The organism is Streptomyces sp. NPDC050625 (assembly GCF_040654755.1).
In the GTDB taxonomy this organism is placed as follows: Bacteria; Actinomycetota; Actinomycetes; order Streptomycetales; family Streptomycetaceae; genus Streptomyces.
The window spans coordinates 15,000-36,311 of record NZ_JBFAIQ010000037.1; the positions used below are offsets into that span (position 1 = coordinate 15,000).

The window sequence follows — 21,312 nt, forward strand, 5'->3', positions numbered from 1 at the left end:
CTTACCGCGCGAAGCCGATCCGGTGCAGGACATCTGCGGCGGCCCGGTCCAGCAGCACCGCCGAGCCGCAGCCCTCGGGCAGCTCGCCCCGCTCCACCGTGCGCAGGAGGCGGGCGGCGGCCCTGCGGTGGCGCAGGAAGGCGTAGCGGGAGACACCGCGACCGCGCTCGCGCTGGCCCTCCAGTGCGGTGTCCGGGGCGACGTCGAGCAGCAGCAGGTGCAGGGTGCCGCCACGGCGGCGGGCCTCGCGGGCCAGCCAGTCGCGCACCCATGCCTGGGCACCGCAGTCGTGCACGACGACCCCCTCGCCCGAGCGCAGGGCGCGGCGCAGCCCGGCGTAGTGGGCGAGGCGGACCAGGGGGCGGTAGACCGCGTACGGCAGGAGGCGGGGCATACGGGCGTCCCAGCGGTCACGGGTGTCCTGGGAGTCGATGCGCGCGCCCCGGACCGCCCGCCGCATCAGGGTGGACTTGCCGCTGCCCGGCAGGCCGGTGATCACGACCAGGTCGCCGGGGCCGAAGAGCAGGCCGTGCGGGCTGTGCCCGGCGCGGTCGCGCAGATCGCGGACGACCGGTGCCGGGCGCTCGTCGCAGCGTCCGCGGGCCGGGGCGGCGCGCCGCTTCGGCAGGGCCATGCCCGTGGTCGTGGCGTACGCAGTGGTCCTGTTCACCGTGATCGTCCTCCCCTTGGGCTCGGAGACCCCTGCCCGTCGAGTGTAAAGAGAAGGTAATGCCCGATGTCTCGCGTTTTCATGCGCGTACTGCCACAGCCCGGTTACAGAAGCCGACCTGCCGCGCGCGGGCGAGGCGTGCAATGATGTGGCCGCCAACTGCATACCGGCCGTTTGAATCCGCGCGGGAGAGTCCTCGGCAGCACATGCCGGGGCGCCGAAGGAGCAAGTCCCTCCCTTGAATCTCTCAGGCACCGTTACCGCGCGGGCGAGGCACATCTGAAAAGCGGGCCGCCGTGACGGTGGCCCCACCCAAGGTGCAAGCCGTGGTCGTCCCGGACAGGGGTGGTCATGGCGAACCTCTCAGGTTCCGATGACAGATGGGGAGGAACGACCTCGCCTTCCCCCACGCTCGAATTCGGCTCGCGCGGGGGACCCCCATCGCCTTGGGAGACAACCGACCGATGAGCAGTACCGAACTCCGTCATACCGCGCTCGATGCGCTGCATCGCTCGCTCGGTGCGACCATGACCGACTTCGCCGGCTGGGACATGCCGCTGCGTTACGGCTCCGAGCGCGACGAGCACATCGCCGTGCGCACGAAGGCCGGACTCTTCGACCTCTCGCACATGGGCGAGATCACGGTGACGGGCGCTGAGGCGGCGAAGTTCCTGAACTTCGCGCTCGTCGGCAACATCGCCTCCGTCGGGGTGGGCCGCGCCCGCTACACCATGATCTGCCAGGCCGACGGCGGCATCCTGGACGACCTGATCGTCTACCGGCTGGCCGAGACCGAGTACATGGTCGTGGCCAACGCCTCCAACGCCCAGGTGGTTCTGGACGCGCTGCTGGAACGTTCGCCCGGCTTCGACGCCGAGGTCCGCGACGACCGCGACGCCTACGCGCTGATCGCCGTCCAGGGCCCCGAGTCCCCCGGCATCCTGAAGTCCCTGACCGATGCCGACCTGGACGGCCTGAAGTACTACGCGGGCCTGCCCGGCACCGTCGCCGGTGTCCCCGCGCTGATCGCCCGTACCGGCTACACCGGCGAGGACGGCTTCGAGCTGTTCGTGAAGCCGGAGCACGCCGTCGAGCTGTGGCAGGCGTTGACCAAGGCCGGCGAGGGCGTCGGCCTGGTCCCCTGTGGCCTGTCCTGCCGTGACACGCTCCGCCTGGAGGCGGGCATGCCGCTGTACGGGCACGAGCTGACGACCTCCCTCACACCCTTCGACGCCGGGCTGGGCCGGGTGGTGAAGTTCGAGAAGGAGGGCGACTTCGTGGGGCGCGAGGCGCTCACCGAGGCCGCGGCCCGCGCCGAGCAGAACCCGCCGCGCGTCCTGGTCGGCCTGGTCGCCGAGGGGCGCCGGGTCCCCCGCGCGGGGTACGCGGTCGTCGCCGGCGGCGCGGTGATCGGCGAGGTCACCTCGGGTGCCCCCTCCCCCACGCTGGGCAAGCCCATCGCGATGGCCTACGTCGACGCGGCGCACTCCGCGCCCGGTGCGGCGGGCGTCGGCGTGGACATCCGCGGCAGCCACGAACCGTACGAGGTCGTGGCACTGCCCTTCTACAAGCGCCAGAAGTAGAGACTGATCACCGGGCCCCTCGCCCCGCCCACTTGTGATGCCGGGCACATCACCCCGCTCACCTGCGGTTTCAGTACTCCCCCAGTCATCAGCACCACCCCGCGTACAGGAGAATTCAGGCCATGAGCAACCCCCAGCAGCTGCGCTACAGCAAGGAGCACGAGTGGCTGTCGGGCGCCGAGGACGGCGTCTCGACGGTCGGTATCACCGAGTTCGCGGCCAACGCGCTCGGCGATGTCGTCTACGCCCAGCTCCCCGAGGTCGGCTCCACGGTGACCGCGGGCGAGTCCTGCGGCGAACTGGAGTCCACGAAGTCGGTCTCCGACCTGTACTCGCCGGTCACGGGTGAGGTCACCGAGATCAACGAGGACGTCGTCAACGACCCCTCCCTGGTGAACTCGGCCCCCTTCGAGGGCGGCTGGCTGTTCAAGGTACGCGTCACGGACGAGCCGGCCGACCTGCTCTCCGCCGACGAGTACGTCGCCCACACCGCCGGCTGAGGAGTCGTAGACGTATGTCCGTCCTGAACACGCCCCTGCACGAACTCGACCCGGACGTGGCCGCCGCGGTCGACGCCGAGCTGCTCCGCCAGCAGTCCACCCTCGAAATGATCGCCTCGGAGAACTTCGCTCCGGCCGCGGTCATGGAGGCCCAGGGCTCGGTCCTCACCAACAAGTACGCCGAGGGCTACCCGGGCCGCCGCTACTACGGCGGCTGCGAGCACGTCGACGTCGCCGAGCAGATCGCCATCGACCGGGTCAAAGAGCTGTTCGGCGCCGAGTACGCCAATGTGCAGCCGCACTCGGGCGCCTCGGCCAACCAGGCCGCGCTCTTCGCGCTGGCCCGGCCCGGCGACACCATCCTCGGTCTGGACCTGGCCCACGGCGGCCACCTGACCCACGGCATGCGGCTGAACTTCTCCGGCAAGCAGTTCGACGTGGTCGCCTACCACGTGGACGAGGCCGGCCTGGTCGACATGGCCGAGGTCGAGCGGCTCGCCAAGGAGCACCGCCCGAAGGTGATCATCGCGGGCTGGTCGGCGTACCCGCGGCAGCTGGACTTCGCCGAGTTCCGCCGGATCGCCGACGAGGTCGAGGCGTATCTGTGGGTCGACATGGCGCACTTCGCCGGTCTCGTCGCGGCGGGTCTGCACCCGAACCCGGTCGAGTACGCCGATGTCGTCACCTCCACCACCCACAAGACGCTGGGCGGCCCGCGCGGCGGCATCATCCTCGCCAAGAAGGACTTCGCGAAGAAGCTCAACTCCTCCGTCTTCCCGGGCTTCCAGGGCGGTCCCCTGGAGCACGTGATCGCGGCCAAGGCGGTCTCCTTCAAGGTCGCCGCCTCGGAGGACTTCAAGGAGCGCCAGCGCCGTACGGTCGAGGGCGCGCGGATCCTCGCCGAGCGGCTCACCGCGGCCGACGCCCGCGAGGCCGGGGTCAACGTGCTGACCGGCGGCACCGATGTGCATCTGATCCTGGTCGACCTGCGCGAGTCCGAGCTGGACGGTCAGCAGGCCGAGGACCGCCTCCACGAGGTCGGCATCACGGTCAACCGGAACGCGGTCCCGAACGACCCGCGTCCGCCCATGGTGACCTCCGGTCTGCGGATCGGTACGCCGGCCCTGGCGACCCGCGGCTTCGCGGCCGAGGACTTCGCCGAGGTCGCGGATGTGATCGCCGAGGCGCTGAAGCCGTCCTACGACGCGGAGGCCCTGAAGGCCCGGGTCAAGGCCCTGGCCGACAAGCACCCGCTGTACCCGGGGCTGTCCAAGTAGTTCACCCCGGCGCGGGCACCGCGCACACTGGAAGCGCACGTTTCTTCCGTGGGCGCGGTGCCCCACCCCTTCGCACCACCCCCGTACTGAGGAGTCACCGTGGCCATCTCGGTCTTCGACCTGTTCTCGATCGGCATCGGCCCGTCCAGCTCCCACACGGTGGGACCGATGCGCGCGGCACGCATGTTCGCCCGCCGGCTGCGCAATGAGGGCGTGCTGGAGTCCGTCACCTCCATACGTTCCGAGCTGTACGGCTCCCTCGGCGCCACGGGCCACGGCCACGGCACGCCCAAGGCGGTGCTGCTGGGCCTGGAGGGCGAGTCTCCGCGGACGGTGGACGTGGAGACGGCGGACGACCGGGTGGCACAGATCAAATCGGGCGGGCGGATCCGTCTCCTCGGCGAGCACGAGATCGCGTTCTCCTTCGACGACGACCTGAAGCTGCACCGCCGCAAGGCGCTGCCGTACCACGCGAACGGCATGACCCTGTGGGCGTACGACGCCGAGGGCACGGAGCTGCTCTCGAAGACGTACTACTCGGTGGGCGGCGGCTTCGTCGTCGACGAGGAAGCGGTCGGCGCCGACCGGATCAAGCTGGACGACACGGTTCTGAAGTACCCCTTCCGCACGGGCGACGAGCTGCTGCGCCTGACGAAGGAGACGGGCCTGTCCATCTCCTCCCTCATGCTGGAGAACGAGCGGGCCTGGCGCACCGAGGCGGAGATTCGCGCGGGCCTGCTGGAGATCTGGCGCGTGATGCAGGCGTGCGTGTCCCGCGGTATGACCCGCGAGGGCATCCTGCCGGGCGGGCTGCGGGTCAAGCGCCGGGCGGCCGTCACCGCCCGCCAGTTGCGCGCCGAGGGCGACCCGCTGGCGCACGCGATGGAGTGGATCACGCTCTACGCGATGGCGGTGAACGAGGAGAACGCGGCGGGCGGCCGTGTGGTGACCGCCCCCACGAACGGCGCGGCGGGCATCATCCCCGCGGTGCTGCACTACTACATCAACTTCGTCCCCGGCGCCGACGAGGACGGTGTGGTCCGCTTCCTGCTGGCCGCCGGTGCCATCGGCATGCTCTTCAAGGAGAACGCCTCCATCTCCGGCGCCGAGGTCGGCTGCCAGGGCGAGGTCGGCTCCGCGTGCTCGATGGCCGCGGGCGCCCTCGCCGAGGTCCTCGGCGGCAGCCCCGAGCAGGTCGAGAACGCGGCCGAGATCGGCATGGAGCACAACCTCGGCCTGACCTGCGACCCGGTCGGCGGCCTGGTCCAGATCCCGTGCATCGAGCGCAACGGCATGGCCGCGGTCAAGGCGGTCACGGCCGCCCGCATGGCGATGCGCGGCGACGGCTCCCACAAGGTGTCCCTGGACAAGGTCATCAAGACCATGAAGGACACCGGAGCGGACATGTCCGTCAAGTACAAGGAGACGGCGCGGGGCGGGCTGGCGGTCAATATCATCGAGTGTTAGCCGAGTCCTACGTGCGGACGGTCCGGCCCCGGCACAGCGGTCCCGTGATTCCCGTGAACTCCAGGTCGAGCCCGAGGCCGTCACGTTCGGCGTGGATGTGCAGGTGGGGCTCCGTGGTGTTGCCGGAGTTGCCCACCTCGCCGAGCACCTGCCCGACGTACACCGGGTCGCCTGTCGTCACCGTCACGGTGCCGCGGCGCAGATGGGCGAGCTTGACGACCTCGGCGCCCGTGTCGATGAACACGTGGTTGCCGTAGGGGGGTTGGTATCGGATGGCGCCGGGTTCCTGGTCGTCGATGTGAGCGGCGGCCGAGACCACCGTGCCGTCGCACGGTGCGTGCACGATCCGCCCGTACACGAGATAGCTCTCGTTTCCTGCGCGCATGCCTCCGCCGCGTGCTCGCGCACCGCCGGGGCCCACCTGGATCACGTCCAGGGCACCGCGCTGCTCGGGGAAGGGCGCGTGATGGTTCAGGCCGGGCCCTCCGCCTTGTGCGACGTACCAATTCCCGCCCCGCAGAGGGAAGGTGAGGGGTCGTGACACGGAAGTTCCCCAGCGATGACGCCGCGCCCGGATCAGGAATCCCCCGAAGATGGCGATCAGAACGACACCCACGACCAGTTCGCCCTCGCCGCCGCCCGACGTGGGCAGCCCTGGCAGACGCCACGCGGAGGCGAGGCCCACGAGCGCCCCGGCCTCCATGGCTCGGCGTATCCACCACGGCAGCCGGGCCGGGGTGCGCCAGCCTTCCATGATCAGGTAGCCGGCCGCGACGATGAGCAGGCTCCCGCACCAGGCGATGCGGGAGGGGGCCTGCCAGCATGCGTCGATTCGCGCGGCAAGGAGCAGCGCCCACACGGTCCACGCGAGGGCGGCGCGTGCTCCGTGGGGGATGCGCAGGCGCGGCGCGCGGTACGCGCCCGGGGCGATCAGGAGCCCATCGAGCACCTTGCCGTCGCTGGTGGCGGCGAAGGCGAGGGCGCGCCCCTTGGTGCCTTCGATCACCAGCCCGTCGGGGCTGTCCCGTACGCCTGTGATCTCGCCGACGCGTTCGCGGGTACCGTCCATGATCCGGTCGAGCCGCTCACGCCCCACAGCGGCGACTACGCGCGGCGCGAGAGACTCCCGGTGTACGCGCTCGACGGTGAGGAACCTGTACAGGATGTCGGCCGCCGGTTGCCCCGTTCGGCCAGGGTCCGTCGTTTTCCCCGTCTCCTCACGCATCGGCCGTACCGTCCCTCCCTGCCGGCATCGCCAAGGGTGTCATGCCGCGCGCCGCAGGCCGGGGCCGGCACCGCTTTTGATGTTCCTCCCGGGGCTACCGGGCAGTAATCACATTCCCCTACGCTGCCGCCAACTCGGCGACGACGAAGGGGAGTTCACACGTGCGCTCGGTTGGTGTGGTGAGACGGGTGGCGGCGCTGCTGGGTGCCGCCGCTCTGCTGATGGTGGTGCCGGCGAACGCCCGTGCGGCGGCGCCGAAGTTGTCCGAGACGACGGCGATCGGCACGCACAACGCGTACGACAAGGCCAAGTACACCTATTTCGCACAGGCGTTGGACTCGGGCGCCTCGCTGCTCGAAATCGACGTCTACGTCGACAGCATCACGCACCGCTGGCGGGTCAGCCACAGCAACCCGCTGGGCAACGACAACAACTGCGAGGCCGCGAAGACCCCGGCCGAGCTGTACAGCAAGGCCCGCAACCAGGACTTCGGGTCCTGCCTGGACAACATCGCGGCCTGGAACCAGCTCCACCCGGACCACCCGCCCATCGTGTTCAAGGTGGAGGTGAAGGTGGGCTTCAACGGCCGGGCGGGCATGGGCCCGGACGCGTTCGACAAGCTGGTGTCGCAGAAGCTGGGCAGCAGCGTCTACAAGCCGTCCGACCTGCTGGGCTCGGACTACTCCACGCTCGACGCGGCGTCGAGGGCGAACGCCTGGCCCGCTCGTGACGCGCTCAAGGGCAAGTTCCTCTTCGAGCTGATCCCGGGCACGGTCGAGCAGGCCAACCCCTTCGACAGCTACTGGACGGACGAGGAGTACGGCGACCATCTCCGCGACCTGTACGCGGCCGGGAACATCTCGGCGGCCCAGGCCTTCCCGGCGGTGCTCGGCGCGGCGAACGGCGACCCGCGCACCAGCCGCTACGACGCCTCGATCCGCCCCTGGTTCGTGTTCTTCGACGGTGACGCGGCGACCTATGTGAACAACGCCTACGACACGTCCTTCTACTCCACGAACCACTACTTCCTGATCATGACGGGAGCGGACGGCGTAGCCCCGGCGATCTCGTCGACCGCCCCGACGGACTCGGAGGTCGCCGCCCGGCTGTCGCTGCTGGCGGGGGACCACGCGAGCTTGATCACCTCCGACTGGTCGGCCAAGTCGGCCGCGGTGCTGGGGTCGGTGACGACCCGAAGCTGACAATCCAGGCGCGCGAACGGATCACACGTGCAAAGGTGGGACTGACCACACATCAGCTCCTGTCACCCCACTGGCACTTCAGGGAGTTCCGCATGCTGCACGGCATCGACGTGAGCGCGTTCCAGTCCGCCTCGTACGACACGGACGGCCTCTCCTTCGCCTTCATCAAGGCGACGGAGGGGCGTTCGTACATCAACCCGAGGCTCACCGCCCAGACCAAGACCGCCCGTGACGCCGGACTGGTCGTCGGCTTCTACCACTTCCTGTGGCCCGGCCATCTCACCGCGCAGGCCGAGTACTTCGTCAGTCACGCCCCCGAGCGGGCGGGCGACATCCTCGCCGTCGACTGGGAGACGACGAGCGACGGAACGCACGCGAGCAACGCGGAGAAGGACCTGTTCATCCGGAAGGTCAAGGAACTCCGGCCGCACAACAAGGTCGTGCTGTACGCCAACCGCAACTACTGGCTGGACGTCGACGTCACCTCGTACGCCGGTGACGGCCTCTGGATCGCCGACTACGTCACCGCGGGCAAGCCCCGCATCAAGGCCAAGTGGCTCTTCCACCAGTACACCAGCGATCCGCACGACAAGAACGTCGCCGCGTTCGAGAGCAGGGCCGCGCTCCGGGAGTGGGCGGGCGACGTCTGACCGGGTCACACTGGTGCGGTCCCGGTACGGTGGCCCGAGGACGGGAGGACGGGGCGTGACGAAGACGGGTTCGATACGGGTCAGGAGACGGCAGGTGCGGCGGTCGTCCGCACTCGGGTCCCTGGCCGTGCGGCCGTTGGGCTGACCGCAGTGGCTCTTCGCCCCGCCCCCTTCTGGGAGGCGCTCCACGCCGATGACCGGGCCGCGCTGCTCCGGGCGGCGACCCGGGTCATGGTGGAGGCCGAACGGCAGTTCCTGACGCAGGGCGAGGACTCGGACCATCTGGTCGTGCTGGTGCGCGGCTGGGTCAAGGTGATCGCCCAGTCGCACGCCGGGTATCGGGCCCTGCTCGCGCTGCGGGGTCCCGGTGAACTCCTCGGTGAACAGGCCTCGGTGGAGAGCGGGCGGCGCTCGGCCTCGCTCGTCACGGCGACCCCGGCCGAACTGCTGCAGCTGTCCGCCACCCGCTTCCACGCCCTCGCCCGCGCCCGGCCGGGCATAGCCGCCGCCCTGGAACAGACCCTGTCGCGGCGGCTGCGCGAGGCCGATCTCCAGCGCGTCGGCATCACCGAGCCGGTGCCCGCCCGGCTCGCCGCGCTCCTGCTCGACCTCGTGGAGCGGTGCGGCATGCCGGAGCCGGACGGCACCGGCCGCCGTCTCGCCCTCGCCCTGTCCCAGGACGACCTGGCCGGCCTGCTGCTCACCTCCCGGCGCACGGTCAGCCGCGTGCTGGAACAATGGCGGGCCAAGGGATGGATTGTGACTGGACGTCAGTATCTGTCCGTCCGGTCGGTGGATCAGCTGAAGGCGCAGGCCTTCGGCGGGTGAGGGTCAGCAGGAGGTGTAACTCACCCCGTCCCTCGGCGCCTTGTAGATCCGGTAGCCGTTCGAGTCGGTCAGCTGATAGGTGACCGTCCACTGGTCACAGGTGTCGGACGGGCTGGAGGCGGGGCCGTATCCGGCGTCCTGATGGCTGGTGAAGTTCACGGTGGCCAGCGTGTAGGTGCCGTCCGAGGACAGGTCGCTCAGGACGAAGTCGCTGTCCCGGGTGGTGGACATGACGTCCTTCCACTGGTTCCGGGCCGACTTGGAGCCGAGGTTCACCACCGAGGTGCCGGGGTCGTAGTGGTCCAGGGCCGTGTCGTAGTCGTGCTTGTTGATCGCGCCGAAGAAGCGGGCGAACATGGCGGCCACGTCCTCGGCCTCGGGGTCGTCCGAGACCTGCGAGTAGTCGACGGTGGCTCCGGGGGCCACGGCCCGGTCGGACGGGGTGTCCTCGCCGGAGTCCGGGGTGCTGACGCCGGAGTCCGAGTCACCGCTGGTGTGGACGTCATCGGTGGCCGTCGCCGAGGGCCCGCCCGAGGACGGCGACGCCGAGGCGCCCGTGGAGTCCATATGGGTCGCCGCATAGCCGACGAGGCCGCCCACCAGGACCGCGCCCAGCAGCCAGCCGGCCACCCTGTTGCCCATCGAGCCGCTCCGGGCCGGACGGCGCGGCTGGGGCTGGGCGGGGAAGGTGAACCCCTGGGGAGGGGACGCCGGCTGCGGCTGGGGCCGGTAGGGGCCCGCGGGCGTCGGGGTCGGGGTCGGGGCCGGCGGCTGAGTGGTGTGCGCCGTGGCCCGCCGGGTCCGCTTGACCCGGTTGTGCACCAGCTCCAGCCTGGTCACCCACTCGGACATCGGTGGCCGTCGCTGCGGGTCCCGGTTCTGGGCGAGGCTGGCGAGCTGGGCCAGCTCGGTGGACACGGCCCGCAGCGGGCCGAGATCGGGGCTGTCCTGGTCCCGGTTGAAGACCCGCGCGGCGAGCAGACCGAACTTCCAGGAGTCCGAGGCCACCGTGGCCTTCTCCGGCTCCGGCACCTCCCAGCCCGTGGTCTCCACCTGCTTGAGCACGTCCTTGCCGGTGTAGCGCATCGAGTCGCAGTCGATGAACCGGCAGCGGGCCTGCCCCCGCAGGGTGAACAGGACGTTCTTCGGCGAGAGGTCGCCCACCGTCACCCCGCGCCGGTGCAGCCAGTCGAGGGTGCGGGCCTGGTCGAGCAGCAGCTCCACGCGGTGCGCGTCGGCGACGTACAGGCCGACCCGGGTCATATAGCCGTCCGGGTTGAGCAGGAACTCCAGCGCCTGGAGCTTCACCTCGCCGCCCGGCATGCGCAGCTCGTAGTCCTGGGTCACGCGCCGCATGAGGAAGCCGACCACCCTGGTGCGCGGGTTGCGCGACGGGCGGGGGTCCGTCGGGGTGTCGCCCAGGTAGACCAGGGCGAGCGGCCAGGTCAGCCGCTCGTCCAGGAAGGCGCGGTCGGCCCGGGACAGCAACTGGCGGAAGCAGACCATGTCGTACAGGACGTCGCTGTCGTACGCCTCCGTCGGCCGGTACTCCTTGTACGCCAGATACTCGCCCGCGAACTTGCCCGGTGGGTCGGGCACCCCGTACACGATGCCCTGCCCGCCGTCGCCCAGCTTGTGCGCGGTGTAGGTGCCCAGCTTGTCCGGCAGTACCCAGGGCACCGTGACCTCGCTCATCGCGGACCCCCCGCCGGGCCCCCGCGCGGCCACAGGGCCACCAGTGTGCGGTCGTCGTCGAAGGTCTCCCGGTAGAAGTCGAGCAGATGGGCGAAGCCCAACGGCGGTACCGGGCGCTCCAGTTCACGGCAGAACAGCTGGGCCACCACACCCCGCCCGTCGCCGACCGGGTCGCCGAATCCGTCCGTGCCGATCAGCAGCACACCGGTCGGCTCCAGGACGTACTCGAACGGGACGACCTCGGCTGGGACATACGGCAGGGGCCGTACGGCGGAGGAGACCAGGCCGTCCGCGCCGACCGCCTTGCCGCCCTGGAGCGGATACAGCGCCCCGTTCTTGATCAGCCACACCCCGGAGTCGCCGACCGACACCAGCGCCACCCGTACCCCCGCCGGGGTGGGCGTGGCCGCCCCGGCGACCAGGGTGGTGGCCAGCAGGTCGGCCGTCTCGTCGACGGTGGCGTCGTCCTGGTGCAGCAGCCGGCGGGCCTGCACCCGGAGCTGCCAGTGGACGTTGCTCAGCAGCTTGGGCCAGTCGGTGACGAACCCGCCGCTCGCGCGCACCTGGGCGAGCATCTCGTCGACCGCGCTGCGGCAGGCGAGCTGGGAGCCGATGTGCGGCTGGCGGGCGTCGGAGACACCGTCGGCGACGGCGAACACCACGGTGCGGGTGTGCTCGTCCCAGGCCGCGGCCGCGTCGTCCTCCCGCGGCCGGCCCTCGGCCCGGTGGGCGTAGCCGCGCACCGAGGCGAGCCGCAGGTCGAGCGCCTCGGTGGACCAGCCGTCGCAGACGGTGTCGGGGCGGTACGACAGGGCGCCGATCGGCGGTCTCGGGTCGAACTCGGGAACCGCGCCGTCCACGCTGATCGTCTGCCATCCCTCGGCGAAGGCGTCGGACCGGGGAGGGGAAGCCGGCGCCGGGGCGGGGTGCGGGGGCGGCTGGGCGGGCCGGCCGACGGGCGGCCACGGCCGGCCCGGCTGCCAGTCGTGGGAGTAGGAGCCCGCCGGTTCCGGCCGGTCGTAGGACTCGGCCGGTTGCTGCGGGTACAGCTCGGGCGCGGGGCGGGGAGGCGGCGGCACGGGCCGCTGCCCCTCCCGGTCGTCGTCGGGGTGCCGGCCGGGGAACCAGGTCACGTCAGATCACATCGATCGCTACGGTGAAGCCTTCCGGCTTGTCGACCACCAGCTGCGGGGACGCCGAGCCCAGCGAACGGCCCGAGGAGATCACGCTCTTGGTGAGGGCGGTGCAGAACTTCGCGATGGCACCGCCCACATCGACGCCCTTGTTGGCGACGAACCCGAACTGCGGTTCCGTGGCGACCTGGTTGATGGTCTGCGCGTCGGCGTCCACGATGCCGCACGCGATGATGTTCGGCGCGCCGAGCGTGACCGAGCGGTCGGTGAGCCTGCGGTGGGCGTCCTGCCAGTCCTCGCCGTGGTTGGGCAGCCCGTCGCTGAGGAAGAACACCGCGGGCCGGTGCACCTGGTAGCCCTCGCTCTTGAGGGCGTTGACATCGCCCGGGATGCGGTTGATCAGGTCCTCGAAGGCGGCGAGGTAGCTGGTCATGCCGCGGGTGCGCAGCAGCGGGAACTCATTGGCGCTGCGCAGGTCGACCAGGTGGACCCGTTCGACCACGTCGTCCGAGAAGCCCAGGACCGAGAAGCGCACCTTGGCCGCGGCCATCGGCTCGCCGAGCAGCGCCTGGTGCAGTGAGCGCAGGCCGTCGTTGAGGTCGTCTATGTGCTCGGTCATCGAGCCCGACTCGTCGGCCAGGACGTAGATGGGGAGCAAGTGCCCCCGATTGCTTTCCATCATCGTCTTTCCGTTCTTGCGTGGTGGGACTGACTGCTCTTGCGTGGTGGGACTGACTGCGTGGGAGGTGGTGCGGTTCAGTAGGCGTCCTCGGCCCGCCGGAAGCCGTCGGGCGGGTTGACCGAGAACTGCGGGTCGCCGGAGGCGAGGCGCCGGGCGTAGCCGACGATGCTGTCGCGCAGGAACCCGGCACAGCTGTGGGCGGCCGACACGGCGTCCTGGTTCGGCGGTGCCATGAAGCCGAACTCGGGCCGGGTGGCGACGGCACGGACCGCGAAGGCGTCGGCCCGGCCCAGGCCGAGGGCGATCACGTTCGGCGCGGCCGGGTTGCCGCCGATGTCGGTCAGCCGCTGATGGGCCTCGCGCCAGCCGTTGCCCTCGTCGGGGACGCCGCCGGTCAGGAAGTACACGATCGGCCGCAGCACCTGGACGCCCTCGGCCTTGACGACGGCGACGTCCTGCCCGACGACGGTCTTCAGCAGCTGGAAGGCGCTGCTGTACGACAGCCCCGGGCGGCCGGTGAGGATCGGCGTGCGGGTGCCGTGGGTGACGGTCTCCAGCTGGAGGCGCGGCTCGGCGGTTGCCGCCATGCCGAGGACGGACAGCCGCAGGGACCTGGCGACCTCCGGTGCGCCGGAGAGCGCGGAGTGCAGGTCGTTCAGGCCGCGGTTGAGCTCCTGGAGGCTGTCGCGGTCGAGGGACTCGTCGAGCACGAGATAGATCAGGGCGGCGTAGGTGGGGACGGCGGGCCGTCCGGCGTACGGGGGGAGGGAGTCGCCCACGACGGTGGACCCGGGGCCCTGGACGGTGAACCCGGGGCCCTGGTCCGCGGGCCTGGGCGGCGGGGCCTGGGCCTGGGTCTGGGGCTGGGGCTGTGTCTGAGCGGATCCGGCGATGGACGCCGAGGGGAGCTGGGCGGCCGGGGCGTCCCAGGGCCGGGCGCCGGGAAGCTGCGGGGCGCCGGCGGAAGGGAGCTGGGTGGCGCCGCCGGTGGCGCGGCCGACCACGTCGGTCAGCAGCTGCCGCATCACCTCCAGGTCGCCGGCCTGCACCAGGTTCTTGTCGGCCATCGCCTGGAACAGGGCCAGCGCGCGCTGGTTCTGCAGCTCGGCGGTGGCGAAGCGGGCCTCCTCCAGCTTGCGCAGCATGTCGAACGCGCCCGCGGCGTCCTCCGGGTGCGTGTTCATGTACTGCCGGATCAGGCCCTCGCTGTCCATGGCGACATGCCTGAGGGCCTCGGCCTGGCGGGCGGCGGCCTCCATCTCCTGTTCCTGCTTCTTGGCCGCGATCTGGCCCTCGCGCAGCACATCCCCCATGTTGGGCACGTGTTCGGCCTGGCCCAGCGTCTCCCGGCGGCCCGCCTCGATCAGGGACTCCAGGTAGGCCTTGGACTTGGCGTCGGGCTGCACCGACACCTGGCAGCCGTAGACGACCAGCCCTTCGGCGAGGGTCACCTGCTGCCCGCACCGCTGATTGAGGTAGTGCTGGAGGCCGAAGGAGTCCTCGATGGCGAAGCGCTGCCCGGCGGCGTGGAACAGGCTGGTGAGGTAGGTGTGCACCAGCGGCAGCGGGTTGTCTATGCCGGAGCGGACCAGGGCCTTGGCGCCGTCCCAGCCGTCCACGCGGAAGGCGAAGTCGACCTTCACCTCGAATGCGTGCACGCCGTCCCGGGAGACCAGCGGGTTCCGGCCGAGGACGGCGCTGCGCCGGTAGCCGCGCAGATCGACCTCGTAGCGGGTGCGGTACTTGGAGAAGACCTGCTGCGAGGGGGTCATCGGGCGGCCCTCGAAGCACTCCACCTCACCGGCGGCGGTGGCGTACACGACCGCCAGGTGCGGCTGGGTCGCCTTGGTGGGCCCCACCGCCATGCGGGGTACCGGACTCCGGTTGACGATCAATGAGACCGGCTCGGTCACCGGCCACCTCCTGGCTGAGTGGGTCGGGCGGGTGGGGCGCTGTGCAGGCGGGCGCCGAGGACCCGGGCGGAGCGGGGCAGCGGGCGGAAGCGGTCGCGGTCGGTCCAGTGCCGGGCGTAGCGCTCCAGGAGCATTCCGGCCCGGGGGCTGCGCGCCGCCACGTCCTCCACGAGGACGCGGACCATGTCGTCGAGGAGCTGGGGGTCGGCCTCGGCCTGGGCGGCCCAGGCCTCCAGCACGGTCCCGGCCTGGTCGGCGAAGAGTTCGCCGCTGATCGCCTCGGACCACAGATAGCCGAGCAGCCGGCGCAGCTCGCCGCCGGGCGGGGCATCCGCGGCCAGCCGGAGCAGGGTGGGCCGGCTGCGCGGAGGGGCGCCGCCCGCCGCCGGCTCGTCGGTGGCCAGGGCGTCGGCGAGGATGAGGAACGCGAGGTGGCCGGAGGGGCGGCTGGCGGGTTCGTGCGACATCTCGGCGATGGCGCGCAGCACGTGGGGGGCATGGGTGTCGACGTCCTCCTCCATCAGGTCGGCGAAGGCGTCGCCGATCTCGATGGCGACCTGGATGTGGTCGACGGTGCCGAGCCGGGTGAGGGTCTGCAGGGCCGTCGGGAGGTCGGCGCCGCCCAGGCAGAGGCCGTAGGCGCGGGCGGCCGCGGCCTGGAACTGCCAGGTGCCGCTCATGTACCAGCCGTCGACGAGGTTGCGTACGCCGGTGCGCAGCGCGGGGTCGCGGGCGCACACGCGCAGGGCGTAGGCGATGGCCTCGCGGCGCAGCGAGCCGGTGTTCTCGTCCATGACCCAGCCGGGGAAGATCTGGGTGGCGATGTGGTCGAAGGACTCGGTGGCGATCAGGCCGAGCGCGGTTCCGGCGAAGCTGCGCACCTGTTGGGAGGGCCGGTCGACCAACTCGCCGAGCCAGGCGACGAGTTCCTGCTGGATGCGGTACTCCGACCAGACGTGCCGGATGATCCGTGCCGGGTGGTCGAGGTTGCGGTACTCGGCGACGGTGCAGGGCAGCCAGCCGAAGTCGCCCCGGGTGACGGCGGAGTAGGTGCGCGCCCGAAGCTTCTCGGCGAACTGCCTGCGGGACTGGCTGAAGGGGTCCTGGCGCAGGGGTACGGGTCCTTGCTCGACGCTGGCGGTGAGGACGCCGCGGTCGCTGCGGAACCGGTCGAGGAGGGAGCTCGCGGCGAGGGACACATACTCCTGGGGGAGTCCGCCGAGGACGGCGAGGGCGATAGCCTGGGTGCGCAGTCCCATGTCGCCGAGTCCCTCGAACCACTCCTCGGGGCCCTCTCCGCCGGTCTGTTCCATGCGGGAGCGGATCCGCCGCGGGTCGACGGTGCCGTCGCGGTGTTCCTGTTCGAGGATCCAGGCCAGCTGGGCGGCGATCCGGCAGGCGGCACCCTGGTCCAGCAGTTCGGCGGTGAGTTCGGCGACGCCGTCCGTGGCGAGGACGAGTTCGGCCTCCGATTCGCCGATCCGGTGGGCCAGATGGGCGGCGAGCACGGTGTCCAGGGCCTCGGGGTGGGCGATGCGCTGCACGTACTCGCCGAGGTCGCGGTCGAGTTCGGCCTCCGGTCCCGCGGTCACCACGACATGGGCGTCGGCGTCCCGCAGCAGGCTCTCCAGGCCGGCCAGCTGGGGGCCGCGCAGCAGGCCGAGGTCGACGGGCCGGTCGAGCAGCAGGCCGGCGCCCGCGATCTGTCTGAGGTCGGTCAGCCGGGTCAGTTCGGCCACCGAGTCGATCAGGTAGAAGGCCTTGGCCCGGGCGGATATCAGCAGGCGCACGGCGGCCGCTGTCTTGCCCGCGCCGCCGGGGCCGCGCAGTACGACCGAGCGGCGCTGCCAGGCGTCGACGACGACGTCGTCCCAGCGGGGCGGGGCCCGGAAGGTGTGCTGGACGGCCGCCACGTCCGCGGCGGCGAGGGTGCGCAGCACGACTCGGTGTTCGCCCCCGGCATGGATGACGATCTTGTCGCCCTCGACCCGGTCGCCGCCGATGTGGGTCCAGGCGGTGCGCAGCAGCCCGGCGCGCAGACTGCCCTGCCCGGTACGGGCGGTGGCCTGGCTGGCGCTGTCGCTGCCGCCGACGGTGTTGTCGGGGGCCGCCGGTGGTGGTGTGCCGCCCGGCTGGGGCGTACCGCCGTCCGCGCCGCCCCCGGTGCCGGGCTGGGGCGGGCCGCTGTTGCCGCCGCTGCCCCCGGCGCCGCCCTGCGCGGGTGTGCCGCCGCCGGGCGGCGGTGCGCCCTGCGGGGACGGCGCCCCTCCCCCGGTGGGCGCCGTCGTCGTGGGGGCGGGGGCAGGGGCGGGGGCGCCGCCGGCGGGCGGTGTGGTCATGAGCCGTCCGCCGAGGTGCCGCGGCGGGGCACGTCGCGGGAGCCGTGGTGATGCTCGATCTTGTTGCCGTGCACATAGTCACCGCCCACGGCCATCGCCCCGTCCCCCACCGCGATCTGACCGTTCGTCATCTCACCGATGCGGAGCGAGGGCGGCAGGACCGGGCTCCCCGGTTCGGTCCCACCGCCCGCTCCTCCCGCGGTACCGCCCGTGCCGGGGTCCGCCCCCGGTCTCGTACTGCCACGTGGCGGCTCCCCCGAGTCCGCGGGAAGTCCGGGTGGCGCCGGATAGCCGGGTACGGTGACCCAGCCCCGGCGCGGTTCGCCGTGCTTGGTGACGAAGTCGGCGGGCAGATACGCCGCCGGGTCGATGCCCGGGTAGCGGCCCAGCACCACCTTGCGGTGGATGTCCTCGGAGACGACCACCACCAGATGGGCCCGGCCGGCCCGGGCGAGCACCTGCTTGACGGGGCCGGCGTCGACCAGCCGGGAGAGGTCGTTGATGGCGTTGCTGGTCCATCGCTCGCCGCGCCTGCTGACCAGCCCCTGCTCGAACCCGACCCGCAGCCGCATCCGGTGGTCGTGGTTGTAGGTGTCGCGGTGGTGGACCAGCGCGTCCTCCAGGCCCCGCACCAACTCCCTGAGCAGCAGGGTGGGTCTGGTGTCCGGCGGGGCCAGCAGCAGCATGCCGTCCCCGCGGTCCTGCACCTCGCATCCGTCCAGGCCGAGCCCGGCCCGCCGTAACCCGAACTCGACCACGTGGTACAGGTCGTCGTGCAGCGTCGCCTGGGTGGTCTCCGCGCGCAGACTGAAGTCCTCGATGTCGAGGAGCACGATCCAGTGGCTGTGCGGATCTTCCGGAACCACCACCATGTGCGACCTCCCCCGTGCCTGTAGCAGGGGCCGCGTCCGCCCCACGCATCTCTGGATAGAACCTGCTGTCGGCAGTGTCTACGCCAACTGGCGCACAGTGCCCTCTTGTCGACGCCTTCGCCGCCGTTTCCGACGGAACGTCACACGGCTGCGCGACATGCCTCGACGACGTTCACGTAACCCCCGAAACTCCCCGACCGGAAACTGCCGTTCCGTCATAATCGGTGCGACAGATGGTAGTTGATCGACTACCTCATGCGCAGACGGATGGTGGAGGGGGCTCCGGGTGCGCCAGTTCCGCGTCCCGCCGCAGCTGTTGATCGGCTTCGTCCTCGGCCTGGTGGTCGTGGTGTTCGCCCGCTCCTGCGGGGACGGGCCCGCCGGCCCGGACGGCGCCGCGGCGGCGGCCCCCTCGGCGGCCGACGGCAAGGCGCGGACCACCCGCTCCGGAAGCGCTCCGGCGCAGGTCCCCGCCCTGTGGCCCGCGCCGCGCGGCGTGCGCCGGGACGCGGGTTCGGTGCAGATCGGGCGCAGCGTGGCCGTGCGCGCGGACGCGGGGACGGACGCGGCCACGCTGGACGTCGTCACACGGGCGCTGCGCGCGGGCGGCGCGGACGAGATACGCCTGGGGGACGCGCCGAAGTCCGGCGAGCTGCTGGTCACGGTGGCGTCGGGCGGCACGTCGGCCGCCCTGGCTCCGCTGCGTGCCGCCCCGCCCACCGGTCTCGCCGCGGGCGGGTACGTCCTCGCCGTCGGCACCGACCAAGGGCAGCCCCGGGCGGTCCTCGCCGGGGTCGATCCGGACGGTGCCTTCCACGCCGCGCAGACCCTCGCCCAGCTGGTGCGCCCCGTCGGTTCCCGGGCCGCGCGCACCGCACTGCCCGCCGTCCGTATCCGGGACTGGCCGGCCACCGCCGCCCGCGGGATCGTCGAGGGCTTCTACGGCACACCCTGGTCCCCACGGGAGCGCCTGGAGCAACTGGACTTCGCGGCACGCTGGAAGCTCGACACATACATGTACAGCCCGAAGGACGACCCCTATCTGCGCGGCCGCTGGCGCGAGCCGTACCCCGAGCCCCGGCTCGCCGAACTGCGCGCCCTGGCCGCGCGGGCCGCGACCGACCACATCTCCTTCGTGTACGCGCTCTCCCCCGGCCCCTCCATCTGCTACTCGTCGGCCTCGGACACCGCCGCGCTGGTGCGCAAGTTCCGGCAGCTGTGGGACGGCGCGGGAGTGCGGGCCTTCGCCGTGCCGCTCGACGACATCGAGATCGACCACTGGAACTGCGCGCGCGACGCCGCCGTGTACGGCAGCGGGCGCGGCGCGGTCGGGCGGGCGCAGGCGGATCTGCTGAACAAGGTGCAGCGCGAGTTCCTCGACACCCGCGGCGGTGCCGCTCCGCTGATCACCGTGCCCACGGAGTACGACGGGGCGCGGGCGAGCGCGTACAAGACCGCGCTGGCCGGGCGGCTGGACCGGGACGTCCGCGTCATGTGGACCGGGCCGCTGGTCGTCTCCCCGGCGCTGCGCACCGAGCAAACCCGTGAGGCCGGCCGGCTGTACGGGCACCCGCTGCTGGTGTGGGACAACTACCCGGTCAACGACTACACGGCGGACCATCTGCTGCTCGGCCCCTACACGGGCCGCGAGGACAGTCTGCCCGGCGCGGTCGCGGGTCTGCTGGCCAACCCGATGAACCAGGCGGCCGCCTCCGACCCGGCGCTGTTCTCGATGGCCGCGTACGCCTGGAACCCCACCGCGTACCGGCCGGCCGCGGCACTCGACGCGGGCCTGTCCGCACTGGCCGGCGGCGACCGGCGCGCGCTCACCGCCCTGCGTGCCTTCGCCGACGTCAACCGCGCCTCCCGGCTGAACACGGCACAGGCACCGCAACTCGCGACGCTGACGGCGGCCTACTGGCGCGGCGGCGCGCAGGCCGAACGGGCCCTGCGGGAACGGCTCACCGTCCTGGCCGGGGTGCCGGACACGGTCCCCGCGCCGCTGCGCGCCTCGGCCGCCCCCTGGCTGGCGGCCACCCGGGACTGGGCCCGCGCCGCCCTCGCCGCCCTGGACCTGCGGGACGGCAAGGGCACCCGGGCCGGGGTCCGGTCCCTGCGCACGGCGGCCCGCTCCCACACGATCACCGACTGGCAGGGGCGCACCCGGGCGGTCGAAGTGGGGGCGGGGGTCCTGGACACCTTCGTGGCAAGGGCGCTCGGCTGAGGACCGGACCGGTCCCCGCCTTTACCCCCTGCCGCTACCCCCTGAAGTCCGCCGGCCTGTCCTTCGGCGCCTTGGCCAGTGCCTCGGTCACGCCGTCGACGCCCGCGCGCAGGCCGTACACCGGGGTGCCGGGCTGCTGGTGCCAGGAGTCGTCGATACCGCCCGAGTCGACCGTGTCGAAGCCCAGCTCGTCGATCAGGTCGCGTACGACCCGCTTGGCGGCCGCGTCGTCGCCGGCCACCGGGAGGGCCAGCCGGTCGGGGTCGCCGGCCGGACGGGGGCCGTCCAGGATGTCCTGGGCATAGGTGCCGTTGAAGGCCTTGATCACGGGGTGCCCGATGTGCCGCTCGGTCCAGCGGCTCTCGGTGAGACCCTCGTCCTCGATCCCCGTGATCCTGCCGTCGCGCTGGGGGTAGTAGTTGCCGGTGTCGATCACGGCGACGCCCTCGGCCGCGCCGTCCAGCAGCCCGGACGGAAGGTCCGGGACCGCCTTCAGCGGGACCGTGACCACGACGACCTGCGCGCCGCGCGCCGCCTCCTCGACGGGTACGGGGGTCGCGCCCGTCTCCTGGGCGAGTTCGGTGAGCGTGTGCGGGCCACGGGAGTTGGCGACCGAGACGTCGTGCCCGAGGGCGGTGAGCCGCCGGGTGAGGTTGCCGCCGATGTTGCCCGCGCCGATGATGCCGATCTTCATGACAGGCCCTTCCGGGATCGATGCATGTGCATGCGTCTGCTGTGCGGCGTCAACCCCGGGGGCCTGCGGACTATTCCGCGGCCAGGGGGTCGGGCATGCGGAAGGGGGGCACCCGGGCCGGGTGCCCCCCTTCCCCGCGGGCGTCACTTGTTCAGGTAGGCCCAGAACTCGTCGAACGACAGGACCTTGTCGCCGTTCAGGTCGCGGGTCTTGATGATGGCCTCGGCCACCGCCTCGGTGACGTTCCAGTCACCCTCCTGGGCCAGGGCGGACTTGAGCTCGGCGGCGGTGATGAAACCGTCACCGTTCGCATCGATCCGCTGGAACTGCTTGCGTGCTTCCTCGATGTCCGCCATCG

Annotated in this window: 18 protein-coding genes and 1 riboswitch; of the genes, 8 read left to right on the forward strand and 10 right to left on the reverse strand. The window is 71.8% G+C overall.

Going from position 1 to position 21,312, the window contains the following annotated elements; genetic code table 11:
- Nucleotide 1: 1 nt before the first annotated feature.
- The gene (locus AB0I54_RS41685; RefSeq protein ID WP_363301613.1) at nucleotides 2-676 is read right to left on the reverse strand and encodes an AAA family ATPase; all 675 of its coding nucleotides are present in this window, start codon (nucleotides 674-676) and stop codon (nucleotides 2-4) included.
- 169 nt (nucleotides 677-845) lie between these two features.
- Nucleotides 846-943, forward strand: a riboswitch (glycine riboswitch).
- A 191-nt stretch (nucleotides 944-1,134) separates the two neighbouring features.
- On the opposite strand from AB0I54_RS41685, the gene gcvT reads away from it, so the two are divergent.
- From gcvT to AB0I54_RS41705, 4 genes are all read left to right on the forward strand, one after another.
- The gene (gene gcvT / locus AB0I54_RS41690; protein WP_363301571.1) at nucleotides 1,135-2,253 is read left to right on the forward strand and encodes a glycine cleavage system aminomethyltransferase GcvT; all 1,119 of its coding nucleotides are present in this window, start codon (nucleotides 1,135-1,137) and stop codon (nucleotides 2,251-2,253) included.
- A 122-nt stretch (nucleotides 2,254-2,375) separates the two neighbouring features.
- Nucleotides 2,376-2,753: a glycine cleavage system protein GcvH gene (gene gcvH, locus AB0I54_RS41695; RefSeq protein WP_363301572.1), complete on the forward strand. Its 378-nt coding sequence runs from the start codon at nucleotides 2,376-2,378 to the stop codon at nucleotides 2,751-2,753.
- A 14-nt stretch (nucleotides 2,754-2,767) separates the two neighbouring features.
- Nucleotides 2,768-4,030, forward strand: a complete 1,263-nt coding sequence (gene glyA / locus AB0I54_RS41700; RefSeq protein ID WP_363301573.1) for a serine hydroxymethyltransferase — start codon at nucleotides 2,768-2,770, stop codon at nucleotides 4,028-4,030.
- A gap of 99 nt (nucleotides 4,031-4,129) precedes the next feature.
- Nucleotides 4,130-5,497, forward strand: coding sequence for an L-serine ammonia-lyase (locus tag AB0I54_RS41705; protein ID WP_363301574.1), 1,368 nt, complete (start codon nucleotides 4,130-4,132; stop codon nucleotides 5,495-5,497).
- A 7-nt stretch (nucleotides 5,498-5,504) separates the two neighbouring features.
- On the opposite strand, the gene AB0I54_RS41710 is transcribed toward AB0I54_RS41705, so the two are convergent.
- The gene (locus AB0I54_RS41710; protein WP_363301575.1) at nucleotides 5,505-6,593 is read right to left on the reverse strand and encodes a M23 family metallopeptidase; all 1,089 of its coding nucleotides are present in this window, start codon (nucleotides 6,591-6,593) and stop codon (nucleotides 5,505-5,507) included.
- A 290-nt stretch (nucleotides 6,594-6,883) separates the two neighbouring features.
- Between AB0I54_RS41710 and AB0I54_RS41715 the strand changes: the two genes are divergently transcribed.
- From AB0I54_RS41715 to AB0I54_RS41725, 3 genes are all read left to right on the forward strand, one after another.
- Nucleotides 6,884-7,924, forward strand: a complete 1,041-nt coding sequence (locus AB0I54_RS41715) for a phosphatidylinositol-specific phospholipase C domain-containing protein (protein WP_363301576.1) — start codon at nucleotides 6,884-6,886, stop codon at nucleotides 7,922-7,924.
- A 92-nt stretch (nucleotides 7,925-8,016) separates the two neighbouring features.
- Nucleotides 8,017-8,574, forward strand: coding sequence for a GH25 family lysozyme (locus AB0I54_RS41720; RefSeq protein WP_363301577.1), 558 nt, complete (start codon nucleotides 8,017-8,019; stop codon nucleotides 8,572-8,574).
- 150 nt (nucleotides 8,575-8,724) lie between these two features.
- Nucleotides 8,725-9,402, forward strand: a complete 678-nt coding sequence (locus AB0I54_RS41725) for a Crp/Fnr family transcriptional regulator (RefSeq protein ID WP_363301578.1) — start codon at nucleotides 8,725-8,727, stop codon at nucleotides 9,400-9,402.
- A gap of 3 nt (nucleotides 9,403-9,405) precedes the next feature.
- Here the strand turns inward: AB0I54_RS41725 and AB0I54_RS41730 are convergent, their stop codons facing one another.
- The 6 genes from AB0I54_RS41730 to AB0I54_RS41755 form a co-directional block, all read right to left on the reverse strand.
- Nucleotides 9,406-11,097 carry a hypothetical protein gene (locus AB0I54_RS41730; protein WP_363301579.1) on the reverse strand — a complete coding sequence of 564 codons (1,692 nt, stop codon included), beginning with the start codon at nucleotides 11,095-11,097 and terminating at the stop codon, nucleotides 9,406-9,408.
- Complete coding sequence (locus tag AB0I54_RS41735) at nucleotides 11,094-12,230, reverse strand: protein phosphatase 2C domain-containing protein (RefSeq protein ID WP_363301580.1); 1,137 nt, start codon at nucleotides 12,228-12,230, stop codon at nucleotides 11,094-11,096. The genes AB0I54_RS41730 and AB0I54_RS41735 overlap by 4 nt, the downstream gene beginning before the upstream one ends.
- A gap of 1 nt (nucleotide 12,231) precedes the next feature.
- Nucleotides 12,232-12,912, reverse strand: a complete 681-nt coding sequence (locus tag AB0I54_RS41740; RefSeq protein ID WP_363301581.1) for a hypothetical protein — start codon at nucleotides 12,910-12,912, stop codon at nucleotides 12,232-12,234.
- 74 nt (nucleotides 12,913-12,986) lie between these two features.
- The gene (locus AB0I54_RS41745) at nucleotides 12,987-14,825 is read right to left on the reverse strand and encodes a hypothetical protein (protein WP_363301582.1); all 1,839 of its coding nucleotides are present in this window, start codon (nucleotides 14,823-14,825) and stop codon (nucleotides 12,987-12,989) included.
- Nucleotides 14,822-17,164 carry a hypothetical protein gene (locus tag AB0I54_RS41750; RefSeq protein ID WP_363301583.1) on the reverse strand — a complete coding sequence of 781 codons (2,343 nt, stop codon included), beginning with the start codon at nucleotides 17,162-17,164 and terminating at the stop codon, nucleotides 14,822-14,824. Before AB0I54_RS41750 ends, AB0I54_RS41745 begins: the two co-directional genes overlap by 4 nt.
- Nucleotides 17,161-18,036 (reverse strand): hypothetical protein, encoded by an 876-nt coding sequence (locus AB0I54_RS41755; protein WP_363301584.1) that lies wholly within the window; start codon nucleotides 18,034-18,036, stop codon nucleotides 17,161-17,163. The genes AB0I54_RS41750 and AB0I54_RS41755 overlap by 4 nt, the downstream gene beginning before the upstream one ends.
- A 286-nt stretch (nucleotides 18,037-18,322) precedes the next feature.
- Between AB0I54_RS41755 and AB0I54_RS41760 the strand changes: the two genes are divergently transcribed.
- Complete coding sequence (locus AB0I54_RS41760) at nucleotides 18,323-20,260, forward strand: beta-N-acetylglucosaminidase domain-containing protein (protein WP_363301586.1); 1,938 nt, start codon at nucleotides 18,323-18,325, stop codon at nucleotides 20,258-20,260.
- Nucleotides 20,261-20,294: 34 nt separating this feature from the next.
- Here AB0I54_RS41760 and AB0I54_RS41765 read toward each other — a convergent pair whose 3' ends face one another.
- Nucleotides 20,295-20,954 carry an NAD(P)-binding domain-containing protein gene (locus AB0I54_RS41765; RefSeq protein ID WP_363301587.1) on the reverse strand — a complete coding sequence of 220 codons (660 nt, stop codon included), beginning with the start codon at nucleotides 20,952-20,954 and terminating at the stop codon, nucleotides 20,295-20,297.
- Nucleotides 20,955-21,097: 143 nt separating this feature from the next.
- Nucleotides 21,098-21,310, reverse strand: a complete 213-nt coding sequence (locus tag AB0I54_RS41770) for an EF-hand domain-containing protein (RefSeq protein ID WP_363301588.1) — start codon at nucleotides 21,308-21,310, stop codon at nucleotides 21,098-21,100.
- Nucleotides 21,311-21,312: the final 2 nt, after the last annotated feature.

What these genes read in the sequence shown, in the direction of transcription:
- gcvH (WP_363301572.1), top strand. Translation starts at nt 2,376, where the DNA reads ATGAGCAACCCCCAGCAGCTGCGCTACAGCAAGGAGCACGAGTGGCTG.
- AB0I54_RS41750 (WP_363301583.1), bottom strand. Translation starts at nt 17,164, where the DNA reads ATGACCACACCGCCCGCCGGCGGCGCCCCCGCCCCTGCCCCCGCCCCC.
- AB0I54_RS41740 (WP_363301581.1), bottom strand. Translation starts at nt 12,912, where the DNA reads ATGATGGAAAGCAATCGGGGGCACTTGCTCCCCATCTACGTCCTGGCC.
- AB0I54_RS41765 (WP_363301587.1), bottom strand. Translation starts at nt 20,954, where the DNA reads ATGAAGATCGGCATCATCGGCGCGGGCAACATCGGCGGCAACCTCACC.
- AB0I54_RS41770 (WP_363301588.1), bottom strand. Translation starts at nt 21,310, where the DNA reads ATGGCGGACATCGAGGAAGCACGCAAGCAGTTCCAGCGGATCGATGCG.
- gcvT (WP_363301571.1), top strand. Translation starts at nt 1,135, where the DNA reads ATGAGCAGTACCGAACTCCGTCATACCGCGCTCGATGCGCTGCATCGC.
- AB0I54_RS41720 (WP_363301577.1), top strand. Translation starts at nt 8,017, where the DNA reads ATGCTGCACGGCATCGACGTGAGCGCGTTCCAGTCCGCCTCGTACGAC.
- AB0I54_RS41755 (WP_363301584.1), bottom strand. Translation starts at nt 18,036, where the DNA reads ATGGTGGTGGTTCCGGAAGATCCGCACAGCCACTGGATCGTGCTCCTC.
- glyA (WP_363301573.1), top strand. Translation starts at nt 2,768, where the DNA reads ATGTCCGTCCTGAACACGCCCCTGCACGAACTCGACCCGGACGTGGCC.
- AB0I54_RS41730 (WP_363301579.1), bottom strand. Translation starts at nt 11,097, where the DNA reads ATGAGCGAGGTCACGGTGCCCTGGGTACTGCCGGACAAGCTGGGCACC.